At 55.5% G+C, this 15,919-nt stretch carries 15 protein-coding genes; 13 read left to right on the forward strand and 2 right to left on the reverse strand.

The genetic code is table 11. The features are described 5' to 3' along the window. Positions 1-124 precede the first annotated feature (124 nt). From hisD to pyk, 13 genes are all read left to right on the forward strand, one after another. Positions 125-1,435 (forward strand): histidinol dehydrogenase, encoded by a 1,311-nt coding sequence (hisD, locus tag C5Y44_RS06165; RefSeq protein ID WP_105324154.1) that lies wholly within the window; start codon positions 125-127, stop codon positions 1,433-1,435. Between the two features lie 15 nt (positions 1,436-1,450). Next, entirely contained in the window at positions 1,451-2,563 is a 1,113-nt protein-coding gene (locus C5Y44_RS06170; protein WP_105324155.1) for a histidinol-phosphate transaminase, read from the forward strand. Between the two features lies 1 nt (position 2,564). After that, on the forward strand, positions 2,565-3,167 hold the full coding sequence (gene hisB / locus C5Y44_RS06175; protein ID WP_105324156.1) for an imidazoleglycerol-phosphate dehydratase HisB: 603 nt from the start codon (positions 2,565-2,567) through the stop codon (positions 3,165-3,167). Between the two features lie 173 nt (positions 3,168-3,340). After that, positions 3,341-4,690 carry an MFS transporter gene (locus C5Y44_RS06180; protein WP_105324157.1) on the forward strand — a complete coding sequence of 450 codons (1,350 nt, stop codon included), beginning with the start codon at positions 3,341-3,343 and terminating at the stop codon, positions 4,688-4,690. Positions 4,691-4,693: 3 nt separating this feature from the next. Further along, entirely contained in the window at positions 4,694-5,329 is a 636-nt protein-coding gene (gene hisH / locus C5Y44_RS06185; protein WP_105324158.1) for an imidazole glycerol phosphate synthase subunit HisH, read from the forward strand. Positions 5,330-5,344: 15 nt separating this feature from the next. Then, the gene (gene priA / locus C5Y44_RS06190) at positions 5,345-6,130 is read left to right on the forward strand and encodes a bifunctional 1-(5-phosphoribosyl)-5-((5-phosphoribosylamino)methylideneamino)imidazole-4-carboxamide isomerase/phosphoribosylanthranilate isomerase PriA (RefSeq protein WP_105324159.1); all 786 of its coding nucleotides are present in this window, start codon (positions 5,345-5,347) and stop codon (positions 6,128-6,130) included. After that, positions 6,127-6,918: an inositol monophosphatase gene (locus C5Y44_RS06195; RefSeq protein ID WP_105324160.1), complete on the forward strand. Its 792-nt coding sequence runs from the start codon at positions 6,127-6,129 to the stop codon at positions 6,916-6,918. Before priA ends, C5Y44_RS06195 begins: the two co-directional genes overlap by 4 nt. Positions 6,919-6,953: 35 nt before the next feature. Beyond that, entirely contained in the window at positions 6,954-7,715 is a 762-nt protein-coding gene (hisF, locus tag C5Y44_RS06200) for an imidazole glycerol phosphate synthase subunit HisF (RefSeq protein WP_105324161.1), read from the forward strand. Beyond that, positions 7,715-8,101, forward strand: a complete 387-nt coding sequence (hisI, locus tag C5Y44_RS06205) for a phosphoribosyl-AMP cyclohydrolase (RefSeq protein WP_105324162.1) — start codon at positions 7,715-7,717, stop codon at positions 8,099-8,101. Before hisF ends, hisI begins: the two co-directional genes overlap by 1 nt. A 17-nt stretch (positions 8,102-8,118) precedes the next feature. Beyond that, positions 8,119-8,754 carry a TIGR02234 family membrane protein gene (locus C5Y44_RS06210; RefSeq protein WP_105324163.1) on the forward strand — a complete coding sequence of 212 codons (636 nt, stop codon included), beginning with the start codon at positions 8,119-8,121 and terminating at the stop codon, positions 8,752-8,754. Positions 8,755-8,844: 90 nt separating this feature from the next. Beyond that, positions 8,845-9,672 (forward strand): indole-3-glycerol-phosphate synthase, encoded by an 828-nt coding sequence (locus C5Y44_RS06215; protein ID WP_105324347.1) that lies wholly within the window; start codon positions 8,845-8,847, stop codon positions 9,670-9,672. Between the two features lie 37 nt (positions 9,673-9,709). Then, entirely contained in the window at positions 9,710-10,663 is a 954-nt protein-coding gene (lgt, locus tag C5Y44_RS06220) for a prolipoprotein diacylglyceryl transferase (RefSeq protein WP_105324164.1), read from the forward strand. Positions 10,664-10,801: 138 nt separating this feature from the next. Continuing rightward, the gene (pyk, locus tag C5Y44_RS06225) at positions 10,802-12,220 is read left to right on the forward strand and encodes a pyruvate kinase (protein ID WP_066793238.1); all 1,419 of its coding nucleotides are present in this window, start codon (positions 10,802-10,804) and stop codon (positions 12,218-12,220) included. 45 nt (positions 12,221-12,265) lie between these two features. Here the strand turns inward: pyk and C5Y44_RS06230 are convergent, their stop codons facing one another. Continuing rightward, positions 12,266-13,378 carry a PrpF domain-containing protein gene (locus C5Y44_RS06230; RefSeq protein ID WP_105324165.1) on the reverse strand — a complete coding sequence of 371 codons (1,113 nt, stop codon included), beginning with the start codon at positions 13,376-13,378 and terminating at the stop codon, positions 12,266-12,268. Between the two features lie 57 nt (positions 13,379-13,435). Then, positions 13,436-15,907 (reverse strand): glycogen/starch/alpha-glucan phosphorylase, encoded by a 2,472-nt coding sequence (locus tag C5Y44_RS06235; protein ID WP_105324166.1) that lies wholly within the window; start codon positions 15,905-15,907, stop codon positions 13,436-13,438. Positions 15,908-15,919 lie beyond the last annotated feature (12 nt).

Consider the following 15,919-nt stretch of genomic DNA (forward strand, 5'->3'; position numbering starts at 1 on the left):
CTGTATTAAAACGCGTTTCAGGGGTGTCCATTCTGTGGGAAGGGATGCCCATTTTCAGCCGGGTCAATAGCGGTCGTATGATAGGTTAAAGCACCTAAACATACTCGTTGGAAAGGCCTGCTCAATGTTGCGCGTCATCGATCTCCGGGGTCGGAAATTAACTACCTCCCAATTGCGCCGAATTATTCCTCGCGGTGGTGTTTCAGTCGCCTCCGTCGTGGAAAAAGTCGCCCCCATAGTCAATGACATCCAACATCGTGGCGCAGCAGCCGCACTGGAGTACTGCGAGCAATTCGACGGAATTCGCCCTGCGGCCATCCGTGTGCCGCAACAGGCACTAGATGATGCGGTGAAGCAGCTCGATCCGCAGATTAAAGAGGCCATCGAGGTCTCCATTGAACGTGTGCGCAAAGTTCACGCTGAGCAAAAGCCAGCATCACACACTACTTCTTTGGGCCCTGATGCGTCTGTCACGGAGGTCTTTCGCCCAGTAGAGCGCGTTGGCCTCTACGTTCCCGGTGGCAAGGCGGTGTACCCGTCCTCTGTCATTATGAATACAGTGCCGGCACAAGAAGCCGGTGCTTCGACCTTGGTCGTTGCCTCGCCGCCGCAGAAGGAATTCGGCGGTCTGCCACACCCAACGGTGCTGGCTACCTGCGCTATTTTGGGCGTGGATGAGGTCTGGGCGGTAGGCGGTGCGCAAGGTATTGCGCTGTTGGCTTATGGCGATGATGAGGCAGAGCTTGAACCTGTCGATATGGTCACCGGCCCAGGCAATATCTTTGTTACCGCCGCCAAGCGCCTGGTGCGTGGACTGGTCGGCACAGACTCTGAGGCCGGGCCTACAGAAATTGCTGTGTTAGCCGATGCGTCTGCGAACCCGGTCTATGTTGCCTATGACTTAATCTCGCAGGCTGAGCACGATCCGATGGCAGCGAGCGTGCTCATTACTGACTCGGAAACCCTCGCCGACGCTGTCTCCAAGGCAGTCGAGCAACGCTATACCGCAACGGCAAACGCTGAGCGCGCAGCAGAAGCGTTGCGCGGGGAGCAGTCGGGCATTGTGCTTGTCGATGACATCGAGCAGGGCATTGAAGTAGCCGATGCTTATGCGGCTGAGCACCTGGAAGTGCAGACAGAAAATGCCCGCGCGGTAGCTGAGCGCATCAAGCACGCGGGCGCAATTTTCGTCGGTGATTATTCACCTGTGCCGCTGGGTGATTACTCCGCAGGTTCGAACCACGTGCTGCCTACCTCGGGAACTGCGCGCTTTAGCGCGGGGCTGTCTACGCACACCTTCTTGCGCCCGGTCAACATTGTTGAATACGGCCGCGAAGGTCTAGCAGAAGTAGCTGACGCTGTGGTCAACTTCTCTAATGCTGAAGATCTGCCAGCGCACGGGGAAGCTATCCGTGCTCGCTTAGAGGATAACTAAAGGACAGGGACTTTCATGACTGATAATTCTTCTACCAACGTGAGCGTTGATGACTTGCCTTTGCGCGATGAACTACGCGGTAAGTCTGCCTATGGCGCACCGCAGCTGCACGTGGCCTATCAACTTAATACCAATGAAAACCCGTACTCGCCGTCTGAGGAACTCATTGCGGATTTGCTTGCAGAAGTGCGCAAGATCGCCCGCGATCTCAACCGCTACCCAGAGCGTGACGCAGTGGAGCTCCGGGAATCACTGGCCAACTACATCACCGGGCAAACTGGGGTAGCAGTCACCAAGGAACAAGTCTGGGCGGCCAATGGCTCCAATGAAATTTTGCAGCAGCTACTGCAAGCTTTCGCAGGCCCGGGACGCAAGGCCTTAGGCTTTACTCCGTCTTATTCCATGCACCCTATCCTAAGTGGGGGCACGCAGACGGAATTTATCGAATGCCCACGCGCTGAAGATTTTACGATTGATATCACCAAGGCGCTGGAAAGCATCGATAAGCATGCGCCCGACGTGGTGTTTATTACCACGCCAAATAATCCTACGGGCGATGTCACCAGCCTCGCTGATATCGAAACGCTGATTCAGGCTGCCCCGGGCATTGTGATTGTCGATGAAGCTTATGCCGAATTTAGCCCGAGCCCATCTGCTGTGACCTTGCTGGAGAAATATCCCACCAAGCTGGTGGTCTCACGCACGATGTCGAAGGCTTTTGATTTCGCCGGCGGGCGCGTGGGCTATTTCATTGCTGCCCCGGCATTTATTGAAGCCGTGATGCTGGTGCGCTTGCCGTACCACCTCTCCAGCCTGACGCAGGCGGCGGCGGTGGTCGCGCTGCGTCATAGCGAAGATACGTTGTCGACCGTGGCAAAGCTGTCTTCCGAGCGCATCCGCGTGGTTGAAAGCCTGGATAAGCTGGGATACAAAGTCATCCCGAGTGAATCGAATTTCGTCTTCTTTGGCGAATTTGAAGATCAGCACGAAGCGTGGAAGAAATTCCTGGAGCGCGACGTGCTGATTCGAGATGTCGGAATTACCGGCTTTTTGCGCACCACCATTGGTTTGCCGGAAGAAAATGATGCCTTCTTGGAGGCAGCAGCTGCGATTGTGAAGGAGATCTAAAATGACACAAAGAATTGGCGCAGCTGAGCGCAAGACTTCGGAATCCGATATCCGCGTGGAAATCAACCTCGATGGCACTGGCAAATCGGATATTTCCACGGGCTTGCCGTTTTTCGATCATATGCTCACCGCTTTCGCCACCCACGGCAGCTTTGACCTGACGGTCAAGGCAGATGGCGATATTGAAATCGATGCGCACCACACCGTGGAAGACACCGCGATTGTTTTAGGACGCGCTTTTGCTGATGCCATTGGGGATAAGAAGGGCATTCGCCGCTTCGGTTCCCAGCTTTTGCCGATGGATGAAGCGTTGGTGGAAGCTGTCATCGATATTTCTGGGCGCGCGTACTACGTCATGAATGGCGAGCCGGAAAACTTAGACTGGCAAATCATCGGCGGGCACTATGCCACGGTGATTAACCGGCACTTCTTTGAGACCTTTGCGATTCACTCGCAAACTACTTTGCATGTCAACGTGCGTTATGGCCGCGACCCGCACCACATCACCGAAGCTGAGTACAAGGCTGTGGCACGTGCGCTGCGCCAGGCAGTAGAAAGCGATCCACGCCAAACTGGGATACCTTCAACTAAGGGAGCTCTGTAGACTCCGCCGTGTACCTCGCTGTAATTTTGATGTTTATGGTTGCCGGCATGCTAGTCGGCGGAGCCTGGAGCGCCTATAAGCAAGGTTCAAAATTTTGGACAGTTATGGCAGCAGTCTTGGCTCTAGCCGCGGCTGGTGCTGCAATCGCGTGGATGATAGGAGAGATGCAATAATTGGCTAAAAACGGCAAGAACTTCAACCGCAATCGACTTCACTCCATCGATGACGCCACCACACCTGCGCCGAAGCTAGGGCCAGATGCTACCCAGGCTCCTGAAAAGGTCACCTTGTGGAAGGTACCTGGTTTCGCACCAACGATGATCGCCGTCGCGGCAGCTTTTGGTGCTTGGTCGATTTTGCTTCCGGTTGTACCGACGCAGGTTATTGAAGACGGCGGTTCCCCAGCACTAGCGGGTGCATCCACCGGTATCTTCATGGCCGCGACTGTTCTCACGCAGATTTTCACTCCCTGGATGCTGCGGAAGTTTGGTTATCGCCGGTTGATGGCGGTATCTGCGTTCATGCTCGGTGTGCCAGCATTGGGACACCTTATTGGAACAGAAGCATGGGCGGTCTTGCTGTTTTCGGCTCTGCGTGGCACCGGTTTTGGTGCGCTGACCGTTGCGGAATCCGCGCTCATGGCGGAGCTAGTACCGCTGAAATACCTCGGCAAAGCCACTGGCGTGCTCGGCGTCTTCGTTGGCGCTGCGCAAATGGTCTTCTTGCCCATTGGTCTGTACATGTCTTCCTCACTCGGCTATGAGGTCACCTACATCACCGCTGCGGTTATCGCGGTTATCGCCGTCGGGATGGCGTTTAGAATCCCAGATATCCATCCCAAGGTGGAAACTGAGGGGGCATCGACAAGCGAAAGTGCACGCCCACGCGTTTCCATCTGGAAACTTGTCCTGGTGCCGGCGCTGGGGCTCAGTGCTATTTCTATGAGCTACGGTCTGGTCTCGTCTTTCTTGCCCGCGACCGTGACCGATATTGACCCTGTCACCGGTGCAACTTTGGGCGGCATCATGCTCTCGATCGTCGGTGGCTCCGCGATGGTCTCGCGCTATTTTGCCGGCTCTGCCGCCGACCGTTTCGGCGAAGCCGGACGCCTCTACATCCCTGGCCAGCTCACCTCCTGTGTGGGCATGGCGCTGATGGCCGCGGTGATTTTAGCTGGCTGGTCAGTGTGGTGGCTGGTTGTTGCCGCCGCACTCTTTGGCATCGGCTTTGGCGTGGTGCAGCAAGAAGCTTTGCTCTCGATGTTCCAGCGCCTACCGCGTACCCGATCTTCTGAAGCCTCTGCGCTGTGGAATATCTCCTATGACGGCGGAACGGGTGTCGGCTCCATTGTGTTTGCGGGCGTGGTAGCCGGTGCAGGATACGCCGGTGGTTATGCCGCTGGTGCCGTGGTTATCCTCATTGGAGTGGGCCTGACCAGCCTGGACTACGTTGTTGGCAAACACCGTGTAACTGAATATGACAATATTAAAACTCGCCTCAAGCGCCTGCGAAAGGAAAAATAAATAATGACTTCGAAATCCGTAGCCCTCCTTGATTACGGAGCCGGAAATCTGCGAAGTGCTCAGCGTGTCTTAGAACATGTTGGGGCGAATGTGACCGTGACATCCGATCCGAAAGTCGCGGTAGAAACCGATGGCCTGTTGGTACCAGGTGTGGGCGCGTATGCCGCGTGCATGGCAGGCCTGCGCGCGATTCACGGACCGCGCATCATCGGCCAGCGCCTGGCGGGTGGACGTCCGGTTCTAGGAATTTGTGTGGGTATGCAGGTGCTTTTCGATGCCGGCAACGAACACGGCATCCACACCGAAGGCTGCGGGGAATGGCCAGGCCTGGTGGAACGCCTCGATGCGGAAGTCTTGCCGCACATGGGCTGGAATACCGTGAAGATGGAAAAAGATTCACAACTTTTTGCCGGCCTCGATCAAGATACCCGTTTTTATTTCGTGCACTCATACGGCGTGCGCCGCTGGGAATTAGAAACTGAAATCACCACGCCACCTACGGTGACGTGGGCGCAGCACGAAAAAGATCCGTTTGTGGCTGCGGTGGAAAATGGTCCTTTGTGGGCCACGCAATTTCACCCTGAAAAATCCGGCGAGGCTGGATTGCACCTCTTGCGTAACTGGTTGGAACAACTCTAGGTAGGATATAGCACCATGACCTTTACTTTATTGCCCGCAGTAGATGTTGTTGACGGCCAGGCCGTCCGCTTGGACCAAGGAGAGGCCGGAACCGAAAAGTCTTATGGCACCCCATTGGAATCGGCGCTGAAATGGCAGGAGCAAGGTGCACAGTGGCTGCACTTTGTGGACTTGGATGCGGCGTTTAACCGCGGCTCCAACCATGAGCTGATGGCAGAGGTTATTTCTAACCTGGACATCAAGGTAGAGCTCACCGGCGGTATCCGTGATGATGCATCGTTAGAGCGTGCATTGGATACCGGCGTGCAGCGGGTCAATATTGGTACGGCGGCCCTAGAAAACCCTGAGTGGATCGCGGGCGTGTTGGCAGAATACGGCGAGAAGATTGCTGTGGATATCGCCGTTCGCAATATCGATGGCCAGTGGCGTACCCGCGGCAATGGCTGGGTCTCTGATGGTGGCGACCTGTGGGAAGTACTTGAGCGCCTCGACGCAGCAGGATGCAGCCGCTTTGTCGTCACCGATGTCTCTAAAGATGGCACCCTAACGGGGCCAAATGTCGAGCTTTTGCGTGATGTTGCCATGGCCACTGATGCCAAGATTGTCGCCTCCGGTGGCATTTCGACCTTGGATGATGTTGTGGAGCTGGCGCGCTATGAAAATGAAGGCATCGACTCGGCGATCATTGGCAAAGCTTTATATGAAGGCCGCTTCGATCTCGCGACAGCGCTTGACGCAGTGACTAAGGTAGAGCCATTACCGGAAGAAACCCCCATTGATTTGCTGGAGTCTCGCGAATGACCTCACCGCTAGAGCTGGTTGCCATTGCTGAAGCCGTGGTTGATGATGTCGAACAATTTTTCATCGATGGCTTAGGCGCCCCACCCGCTAGGTTTAAAGGCGAGGGTGATTTTGCCACCGAAGTAGATTTGGCTATCGAAGCCCATCTGCGCAGTTCGCTCACCCAGCTCACCGGCATTCCAGTCTATGGCGAAGAAGGCGGCGGTGAGGCTGACTTAAATCAGACCGCGTGGGTTGTGGATCCAGTTGATGGCACTGCGAACTATGCCGCGGGCAATCCTTTGTGCGGCACGGTGGTTTCTTTGGTGCATGAGGCGCGACCTATTGTGGCGATTGCTAATTTCCCGCTGATCAAGAGGCGTCTGGTCGCCGCTGAGGGAATGGAGCTGCGCACCCTAGGTGGCTTGGAGTCCGGCTTTGGCGGTGGGGAAGATGCCCTGCCTTTTGAAGATTCCCGCGGGCACATTGGGTGTTCTTCGCATCTGCCCACGCCGCTTTTCGATGACCTCCGCAGCGTCGGCTTGCGCCCACGCATGACCGGCTCGGTGTGTTTGGATTCAGCATTCGTTGCGCAAGGTGTTTTTGACGGCGCGGTGAACTTTTCTCCGCACCCGTGGGATAACGCCGCGGGCGCACTGTTTATCCAGGCAGTCGGCGGAGTTGCCACTGATCCTGAAGGCAACCCCTGGACGGCCTTTTCGCATGGCCTAGTGGTCGGCACGGAACAGGTCCATGCCACCATCCTTGATTCCATCAAGCGTACTGGCGTGGGAACCCGCCAGGTATAGATTTAGAACAGAACTTATTTTAAAAGGAGCTTGCCATGGCTGTGGCAATTCGCGTTATTCCGTGCCTCGATGTTGATCAGGGCCGTGTTGTTAAAGGCGTGAACTTTGAAAACCTGCGCGATGCTGGGGATCCAGTCGAACTTGCGCAACGCTATAACGAACTCGGCGCAGATGAACTGACCTTCTTGGATGTCTCTGCTTCCAAGCACGGACGCGGAACCATGTTGGATGTGGTGCGCCGTACCGCCGACCAGGTCTTTATCCCGCTAACCGTCGGTGGTGGAGTGCGCTCAGCTGACGATGTTCGCGAGTTGCTGCGTGCCGGTGCCGACAAGGTCTCCGTTAATACCTCTGCGATTGCACGTCCAGAGCTTTTGCGCGAGCTGGCTGATATCTTCGGCTCGCAATGCATCGTGTTATCTGTTGACGCGCGCCGTTCTTCCGAACAGCCATCTGGTTATGAAGTCACCACGCACGGTGGCACCAAGTCCGCAGGTTTAGATGCTTTGGAATGGGCACGTCGCGGCGAAGAGCTGGGAGTGGGTGAGATTTTGCTGAACTCCATGGACGGCGATGGCACACGAAACGGCTTTGACATTGAGATGCTCAAGGCCGTGCGCGAAGTAGTCACGGTTCCTGTCATTGCTTCCGGTGGTGCAGGCAAAGCCGCCGATTTTCCACCAGCTGTCGAAGCCGGTGCACAAGCTGTGCTGGCAGCTTCTATTTTCCACTTCCAGGAAGTGACGATTGCCGAAGTAAAGCAAAAGCTTTCACATGCCGGATATGAGGTGCGCTAGTGACAAATAACACGGCTGGGCCAGCAGACTATGACCTGGCGCCGGATATTGCAGCGCGTTTAAAGCGCAACGAACAAGGTTTGGTTCCTGCAATTGTGCAGGCAGAGACCGGCGAAGTGCTGATGATGGCGTGGATGGATGACCACGCGCTGGCGCATTCTTTGCTTACCCGCAAGGGCACGTATTTTTCTCGTTCACGCAATGAATATTGGGTGAAAGGGGAGACCTCTGGCAATGTACAAGAGGTAATCGGTGCACGACTAGATTGTGATGGCGACACCATTTTGCTGACGGTCCGTCAGTCCGGTGGTGCCTGCCATACGGGTGATCGGACCTGCTTTGATGCAGATGATTTGCTTTCCCCACAACCTAAGAATCCTTCTTAAGGAGAAGTGATCTTTTTATGGGCAGGCGTATTGGCCCCCTACTTTTTGCCATAGCCGCGATTGTCTTGTGGCTGTCTTCCCGCGCTACCTGGGTTACAGCGCACGTAGAAGATGAACTTTCAGGCGCGCAGACTTTGCCTTTGATCGGCAGCTTCTGGTCCTTAGAGCTCATGGGCCTAACACTGCTGCTTTTGGCAGGCGTGCTTGCGGGTCTTGCTTTGCGCCGAATTGGTCGCCGCATCGTCGGCATCATTGCCGCCCTAGCCGGCGCCGCGGTGGCGTGGGGGCCGCTGCAATTGCTTACCCGCGGTGCTGATCCACAGCGCGCGCAGAACTTGCTGCAAGCAAGTGAAGCTAATCAAAATGCCGTGGACAATGTCACCATTTCCTCCTGGGCGCAGGTGGTTTCTGTCGATGTTGCCCAGCTTGGTCCCATCTGCGCGGTAGCGGCTGGCGCTGCCGCAGTATTCGGTGGTGTGCTTTTGGCGATGCAGCCGGGGGTAGACAAACCCCGTTCCCACAAGTATGAGACTTCGGCCGCGCGTGAAGAGGCTTTGGCCGAAGACCTGCGCAATTCCCCGGATTCTGGGCGCGTGATGTGGGATGCTCTCGATGCAGATATCGATCCCACGGATTTGCCCCACCAGAAATAGTGGACGATTTCATTTTCCATAGCTTCAACCGATAACCTAGATGTGATTTAGACTTCATTTATCTTGACTTCGGAAACGGGAGGTGTGCCAGTGCCAGCCCCGATTGCTGTGGAAAATATTTTGCGCGCAGCTCTTGATGATGTCGCAGCTCGCGAGGCAGTGGTGTCCTTCCAAGATGTTAAAGCCCGCTCGCGCAGCATGGCTCCACCGCGTGATGCACGCGCCGCGCTATTGCGTACTGGCTGCTCAGTAATTACCGAATTAAAACGCGCAGTGCCTTTCAAAGGACCAATCGCTAACCTTGAATCGCCGCAGGCGATGGCAAGCCTTGCCACCAAGCTTGAAGAAGTCGGGGTGCACCTGATGGCATGTCAGACCGAAAGGCGCCGGTTCCACGGCTCTTTAGAAGATATGGCAGCAGCGCGCGAAGCCACAACCGTGCCCATGGTCTGCCGCGATGTCATCGTGGACCCGTATCAAATCCATGAGGCACGATGTTATGGCGCAGATGTTGTCACCTTGCAGGTCGCTGTCTTAGAACAAGCCCGCTTGGAATCTCTCCTAGATCGCACAGAATCTTTAGGGATGGTCGCACTGTTAGAAGTGCGCGACCCACAAGAAGTTGACCGCGCCATTCAAGCCGGGGGAACGGTAGTAGGTGTGAATGCGTGGTCGGTGACATCGGATGAGCTGCATCGAGAATCTTTTGCGGATATCGTGCCGGGGTTGCCAGAAAGCGTCATCCGCATTGCCGTGGGTGGGGTTCAGACTTCGAAAGAATTATTAAAGTACGCATCCTTTGGGGCGGATGCCATCATGGTCGGGGAATCAGTAATGACAGCGCAAAGCCCATCGGCTATGGCGCGCAGCTTGGTCGCTACAGGCCAGCACCCAGCGTGCCCATCGCGCAAGGTCTAGTGCCAAAGGTCTATTCGTTTGTGGCACACTGAAGCATGTGCAAACGATGATTTTGGCTAATATTCCCTCCCCGCCGCAAGGCGTGTGGCACCTTGGACCGCTTCCCATTCGCGCTTATGCCCTGTGCATTATCGTCGGTATTTTAGTTGCGCTGTGGTTAACGCAGCGTCGCTATACCGCGATGGGCGGCAACTCCGACACGGTGTGGGATGCCGCCATCGTCATCATCCCCGCCGGCATTATTGGCGGGCGAATCTACCACGTCGCCACTGATTACGATAAGTATTTCTGCGCTGACTGTAACCCCGTGGATGCGTTAAAAATTACCAACGGTGGACTGGGCATCTGGGGTGCGGTGGCACTCGGAACCATCGCTGTGTGGGTGATGTTTAAAGTCAAGGGCATCCCGCTAGGTCCCTTCGCTGATGCCGTGGCACCGGGCTTGGTGCTCGCACAGGGGATTGGCCGACTGGGTAACTGGTTTAACCAGGAACTCTACGGCGCAGAGACTACCGTTCCGTGGGCGCTGGATATCTACTACCGCGTGGACGAAGCTGGACGCAATGCGCCGGTATCAGGTGTCTCAACCGGTGAGGTTATCGCGTCTGTGCACCCAACATTTCTCTACGAGCTGATCTGGAATGTTTTAGTCTGCCTCTTTTTGCTGTGGGCACACAAAGCCTGGAAGCTCGGCCACGGCCGCGTCTTCGCGCTGTATGTCGCAGGCTACACGCTGGGCCGATTCTTCATTGAAAATATGCGCGCCGATGAAGCGACCATGATCTTTGGATTCCGCATCAACGCGATTGTCTCCGTCATCGTCTTTATCATCGCCGTCATTGTCTTCCTGAGCCTCAAGAAAGGACAGGAAACACCGGAGGAAGTCGATCCGAAATACCACGCCAAGCTCGCAGCAGAAAAAGAAACCGCCGCAGAGGGGCTGGAGAGCTCGAGCGCTAGTGAAAACCCGCATCCATATCCAAAACAGTAAATGAGTCCTACCGGGTACTTTTGTTTCTGTTTGATTCTTTTTGCCTTGTTGGTGGCGAAAGCAGTAGCAGCAGCTGTAAAACACGGGTAAGTTGGGACACGTTGAATACCGCTAGAGATAAAGAGGTAAGGCACTCATATGCTGGATAGAAGAACAAAAATTGTCTGTACTCTGGGCCCCGCTGTCGCCAGCGAGGACGCCATTTTACGTCTTGTTCAAGACGGCATGAATGTTGCCCGTCTTAACTTCTCCCACGGCGACCACTCCGATCATGAACAGAACTACCACTGGGTACGTTCTGCAACCGACGCTACCGGCCGTGCAGTGGGTATCCTGGCGGACTTGCAAGGCCCGAAGATCCGTCTGGGACGCTTTGTTAATGGCGCGGAACAGTGGGATAACGATGAAATCGTGCGCATTACCGTCGAGGATGTCGAAGGCACCCACGATCGTGTCTCCACGACCTATAAGAATCTCGCGAAGGATGCCAAGCCGGGCGATCGCCTGCTTATCGATGACGGCAAGGTAGCCATTGAGTGCATCGAGGTCGACGGCAACGATGTTGTCTGCCGCGTGACCGAAGGCGGACCAGTTTCTAACAACAAGGGCGTATCTTTGCCAGGCATGGATATTTCCGTGCCAGCGTTGAGTGAGAAGGATATCGCGGACCTGCGCTTTGCTTTGAAGCTGGGCGTAGACTTTATCGCTTTGTCTTTCGTGCGTTCTCCTGCTGATATTGACCTGGTTCACGCCATCATGGATGAAGAAGGCCGCCGTGTGCCGGTCATCGCGAAGCTGGAAAAGCCTGAAGCGGTTGACGCGCTTGAATCCATCATCTTGGCCTTCGACGCCGTCATGGTTGCTCGTGGTGACCTAGGCGTTGAGGTCCCACTGGAGCAGGTTCCACTGGTACAAAAGCGTGCCGTGCAGATTGCTCGCGAGAATGCGAAGCCCGTCATCGTGGCAACCCAGATGCTGGATTCCATGATTGAAAACTCCCGCCCAACTCGCGCGGAGGCATCGGATGTCGCGAACGCGGTACTCGATGGCGCAGATGCCGTCATGCTCTCTGGTGAGACTTCTGTGGGCGTTGACCCGCACAACGTGGTGCGCACCATGGCGCGCATCGTGCAGCGTGCAGAGACCGATGGCCGCGTGCCACCGCTGTCGCATGTTCCACGCACCAAGCGTGGCGTAATTTCCTACTCGGCGCGTGATATTGCTGAGCGTCTGAATGCCAAGGCAATCGTAGCTTTCACCACCTCTGGTGATACAGCTAAGCGCGTGGCTCGTTTGCACTCGCACTTGCCGCTGTTGGTCTTTACTCCACATGAAGCCGTGCGTTCCCAGCTCGCGCTGACTTGGGGTGCGCAGACCTTCTTGACCAAGGATGTGGAATCCACCGACGCCATGATGTTGGCGATGGATAAGGCACTGCTGGAAATGGAAGACTACGAAGAAGGCGACCTGGTTGTCGTTGTAGCTGGTACCCCAGCTGGTATTGCTGGAAATACCAACATGATTCATGCGCACGAACTTGGCGAAGACGTTAGCTAATCATCGCCTCGTTTAAAGCCGCTAGCTCACTGTGAGTTAGCGGCTTTAGTGTTGCGTGGGGGAAGTTTCTAGCGGAACCTGGCCGCGCATAAGTATGCGTGCGGTGCGAATCAGGGAGGTTGATGTCAGCTCGCCGTTGTCGTAGTTCGCCGCAGCGATAACCGCACCGGAAGGCGTGCCCAGGCGGGTATGGGTGCGCTGGCCCGTAATCTCGGAAACCACCGTGCCAGGTACTGCAGCGGCTGCAGCAAGACACATCGCTCCCGTGCCTGGAACCGCGAGGTGAGCTTTGCCCATGGAAATCATGCGCACCATGATGTCGACAGACTCGGCATCTAATTGCGAGCCATCCAAGATGGTCGAATTTTGCGGCCGCGCAACAAGCGCAATCTTGGGCACCACCTCAGGGCATGTGGAAAAGCCCATGGCTTGTGCGCCTGCTTGTCGCAATCGTTCGAGCAATGACATCAAGGGCTTATTCGCGTCGATGGCTGAAGGAAGCTCTGTACCAGTTAGTCCGACATCGTCCGCGCGCACAATGACAACGGGCAAGGTGGAATCCACCAAGGACACGGTAATTGCCGCGCCATCGTGATCGAAGACGGTAGTAGGAGAACCAGTGGGCAAAAGCCCTGCGGTACGGCTGCCAGCAGGATGCGGATAGGTCAAGGTAATGGCAGATCCGGTGCCAGCAACCCCGGGCAGTTCCACATCACCGGAGATTGCCGCGCGACCATCTTTGACCTCCAAGCCCACTTTTACTGTCTTGGACGTGTTGGTATTAAACAGAGTAAATTCTTGAGTGCCATCGTCGGAGTCAATGATGCCGGCTTCCAGCGCAAAAGGCACAACACCTGAGGACAGGTTGCCGCAATTGCCCGAATAATCAATGTGCGCGGTACCGACTTCGACTTGGCCGAAGGTGTAATCCACATCAATACCTTCATGCGCGCTGGCTTCAACCAACATGACCTTAGATAGCGAGGAGATCCCGCCGCCCATGCCGTTGAGCTGGCGTCCATGCGGGTCCGGGGAGCCCATGAAAAGACATAACGCAGCGTCCCTTTCCGCTTCATCAGCTGGTAGGTCGGCTGCGTTAAAGAATAGCCCCTTGCTGGTGCCACCCCGAATAAAGCAGGTATTAATCCAATCGGTCATGGACATTACTGTAGCGGTGGAAAACCCACCGCGTGAGTAATTCGGAACTAAACTATTTTAACCGAAAAACCGGCGCTTTTTCTTCTCCAACGAGCGCGCAGCAGGAGCTTCGCCGGCCGCTTTATCAGGCTCAGCGGTCGAAGAATCTGCAGGCGAGGAAATGGGAGTCGGGACGATCTTCCATACATGCTCGGCATAGTCCGCAATCGTGCGGTCCGCGGAGAAGCGGCCAGACTCGCAGATATTGATCCAGCACTTGCGCGCCCACGCTAGCTCATCATCGACGTAGTCCTGGGCCATGGCATCGCGGGTGGTGCGGTAATCAGTGAAATCACCGAGCACATAGTAGGTATCTTGGGCGTGAATCCCATAGCCATCCAGCAGACCGGAGCGGATATCACCGAAGAGGCCGGCGTTTTCGGAGCCTAAGGTGCCGTCAACAAGCGCATCGAGCACGCGAGCAAGCCCTGGCACTGAGTTATAAAGCTCGCCCGGGTTGTAGTTCTCTCGCAGACCGGGTAGCTCTTCATTCTTCGCGCCAAAGATATACGCATTCTCATCGCCCACAGCCTCAACGATTTCGACATTCGCGCCATCCAAAGTGCCCAAGGTCAATGCACCATTCATCATGAACTTCATGTTGGAAGTACCGGAAGCTTCTTTACCGGCAGTCGAGATCTGCTCAGAAATATCGGCGGCTGGGATGATCTTTTCGGCGGGGGAGACATTGTAGTTTTCTACGAAGACCACGCGGATGACATCGCGGGTGCGCTCGTCGTTGTTGACGAGCTCAGCGATGGTATTAATCAGCTTGATAATTGCCTTCGCATCCACATATCCTGGCGCAGCTTTGGCACCGAAGATGAAAGTACGTGGTGGCACTTCTTCGCCGTCCTGGGTGATGCGGAAGTAGAGATCCAGAATGTACAGAGCATTCATCAGCTGGCGCTTGTACTCATGCAGACGCTTGATTTGCACATCGAAGATGGTATCGGGGTCTACTTCTGCGCCTTGGTGCTGGCTTACCCAGGTGGCAAACTCGACCTTGTTGGCGCGTTTGATCTCCCTCAACTCAGCCATGACCGCATCATCATTGGCGTAGGTACGTAGTTTTTGCAGGTCGCCGAGGTCGGTCACCCACGTGTCAGAGCCGCTCAAGCGGGTAAGCAAATCCGAAAGGCCAGGGTTGCACATCTTCAGCCAACGCCTTGGGGTTACGCCGTTGGTCTTATTGTTGAATTTCTCCGGCCACAGTTCATGCCACTCGCGCAGGGTCTCCGCCTTGATGATATCCGTGTGCAAAGCAGCAACACCATTGATGGAATATGCCGCATAGGACGCAATCCACGCCATGTGCACATGCCCATTGGACACCGGCGCCATGTACTCAATGCGTCCCTGGTCAAGGCCACGTCCAGCCATATCTTCACGGAAGCGACGATCGATTTCGGCAATCAGCTCCCAGATACGCCAAAACAGTTTCTGGAAGATAGATACTTCCCAGGTCTCTAGTGCTTCAGCCAACGTGGTGTGGTTGGTATAAGCAAAAGTCTGGGTCACAACTTCCCATGCCTCGTCCCAACCCATGCCGTGCTCATCGAGTAAAATGCGCAATAGCTCAGGGATAGCGAGTACTGGGTGGGTGTCATTGAGCTGGATGGAATTGAACTTCGCAAACTGCGTTAAGTCATCCCCGTGGTGGCTAATGAACTTGGAAATCATCTCCTGCAGCGAGGCGGAGACAAAGAAGTACTGCTGGCGCACGCGCAGTACTTTGCCTTCATAGGTGGTGTCATTGGGATAGAGCACGCGGCAGATATCCATGACTTTTTCGCGCTCGACAATCGCTTCGGTAAAGCGCTGGGAATTAAAAGCGTCATAGTCGAACTCAGCGATGGGCTCGGCTTTCCATAAACGCAAGGTGCCTACGTTTTTGGTGTCGTAGCCCGTAATCGGCATGTCATAGGGGATAGCGCGGACATCCATGTCATCGAAATGCACGCGCCACTGCTCAGATGCGCGGCGGACGATGAAATCATAGCCATTTTCCATCCACGCATCCGGCTCTTCCTTTTGGAAACCCTGCTCAAAAGACTGACGGAAAAGCCCGTAGCGGTACAACAGGCCATAGCCGGTGACGGGGTAGTCGGAGGTTACCGCCGAGTCGAGAAAGCACGCCGCCAAACGCCCCAAACCACCATTGCCGAGGGCAGCATCGGGTTCGGCCTCAAGGACATCGACAAGTTCGTGGCCGGTATCTTCCATGACCGCCTTGGCCTCATCCACCAATTCAAGGTTGGTGAGGTTATTCAAAAGCGCACGACCTTGCAAGAATTCGGCAGAAAAATAGTGCTGCTGACGACCCTGAGCATAGGCCTTTTTGGTCTTTTCCCAATCGTCTGCAATTTTTTCCATCACCGCAGAAGACAGCCCGGACCATGCCTTGCGGTTGGTGGCAGAGACAGGGGAGACACCGGCTGCAGCGCGAATATGCCCCGGTGCAGACTGCGCAAAGTGAGAACTTTTCATGAGATGAGTTGT

The organism is Corynebacterium sp. J010B-136 (genome assembly GCF_002967075.1).
Lineage (GTDB): Bacteria > Actinomycetota > Actinomycetes > Mycobacteriales > Mycobacteriaceae > Corynebacterium.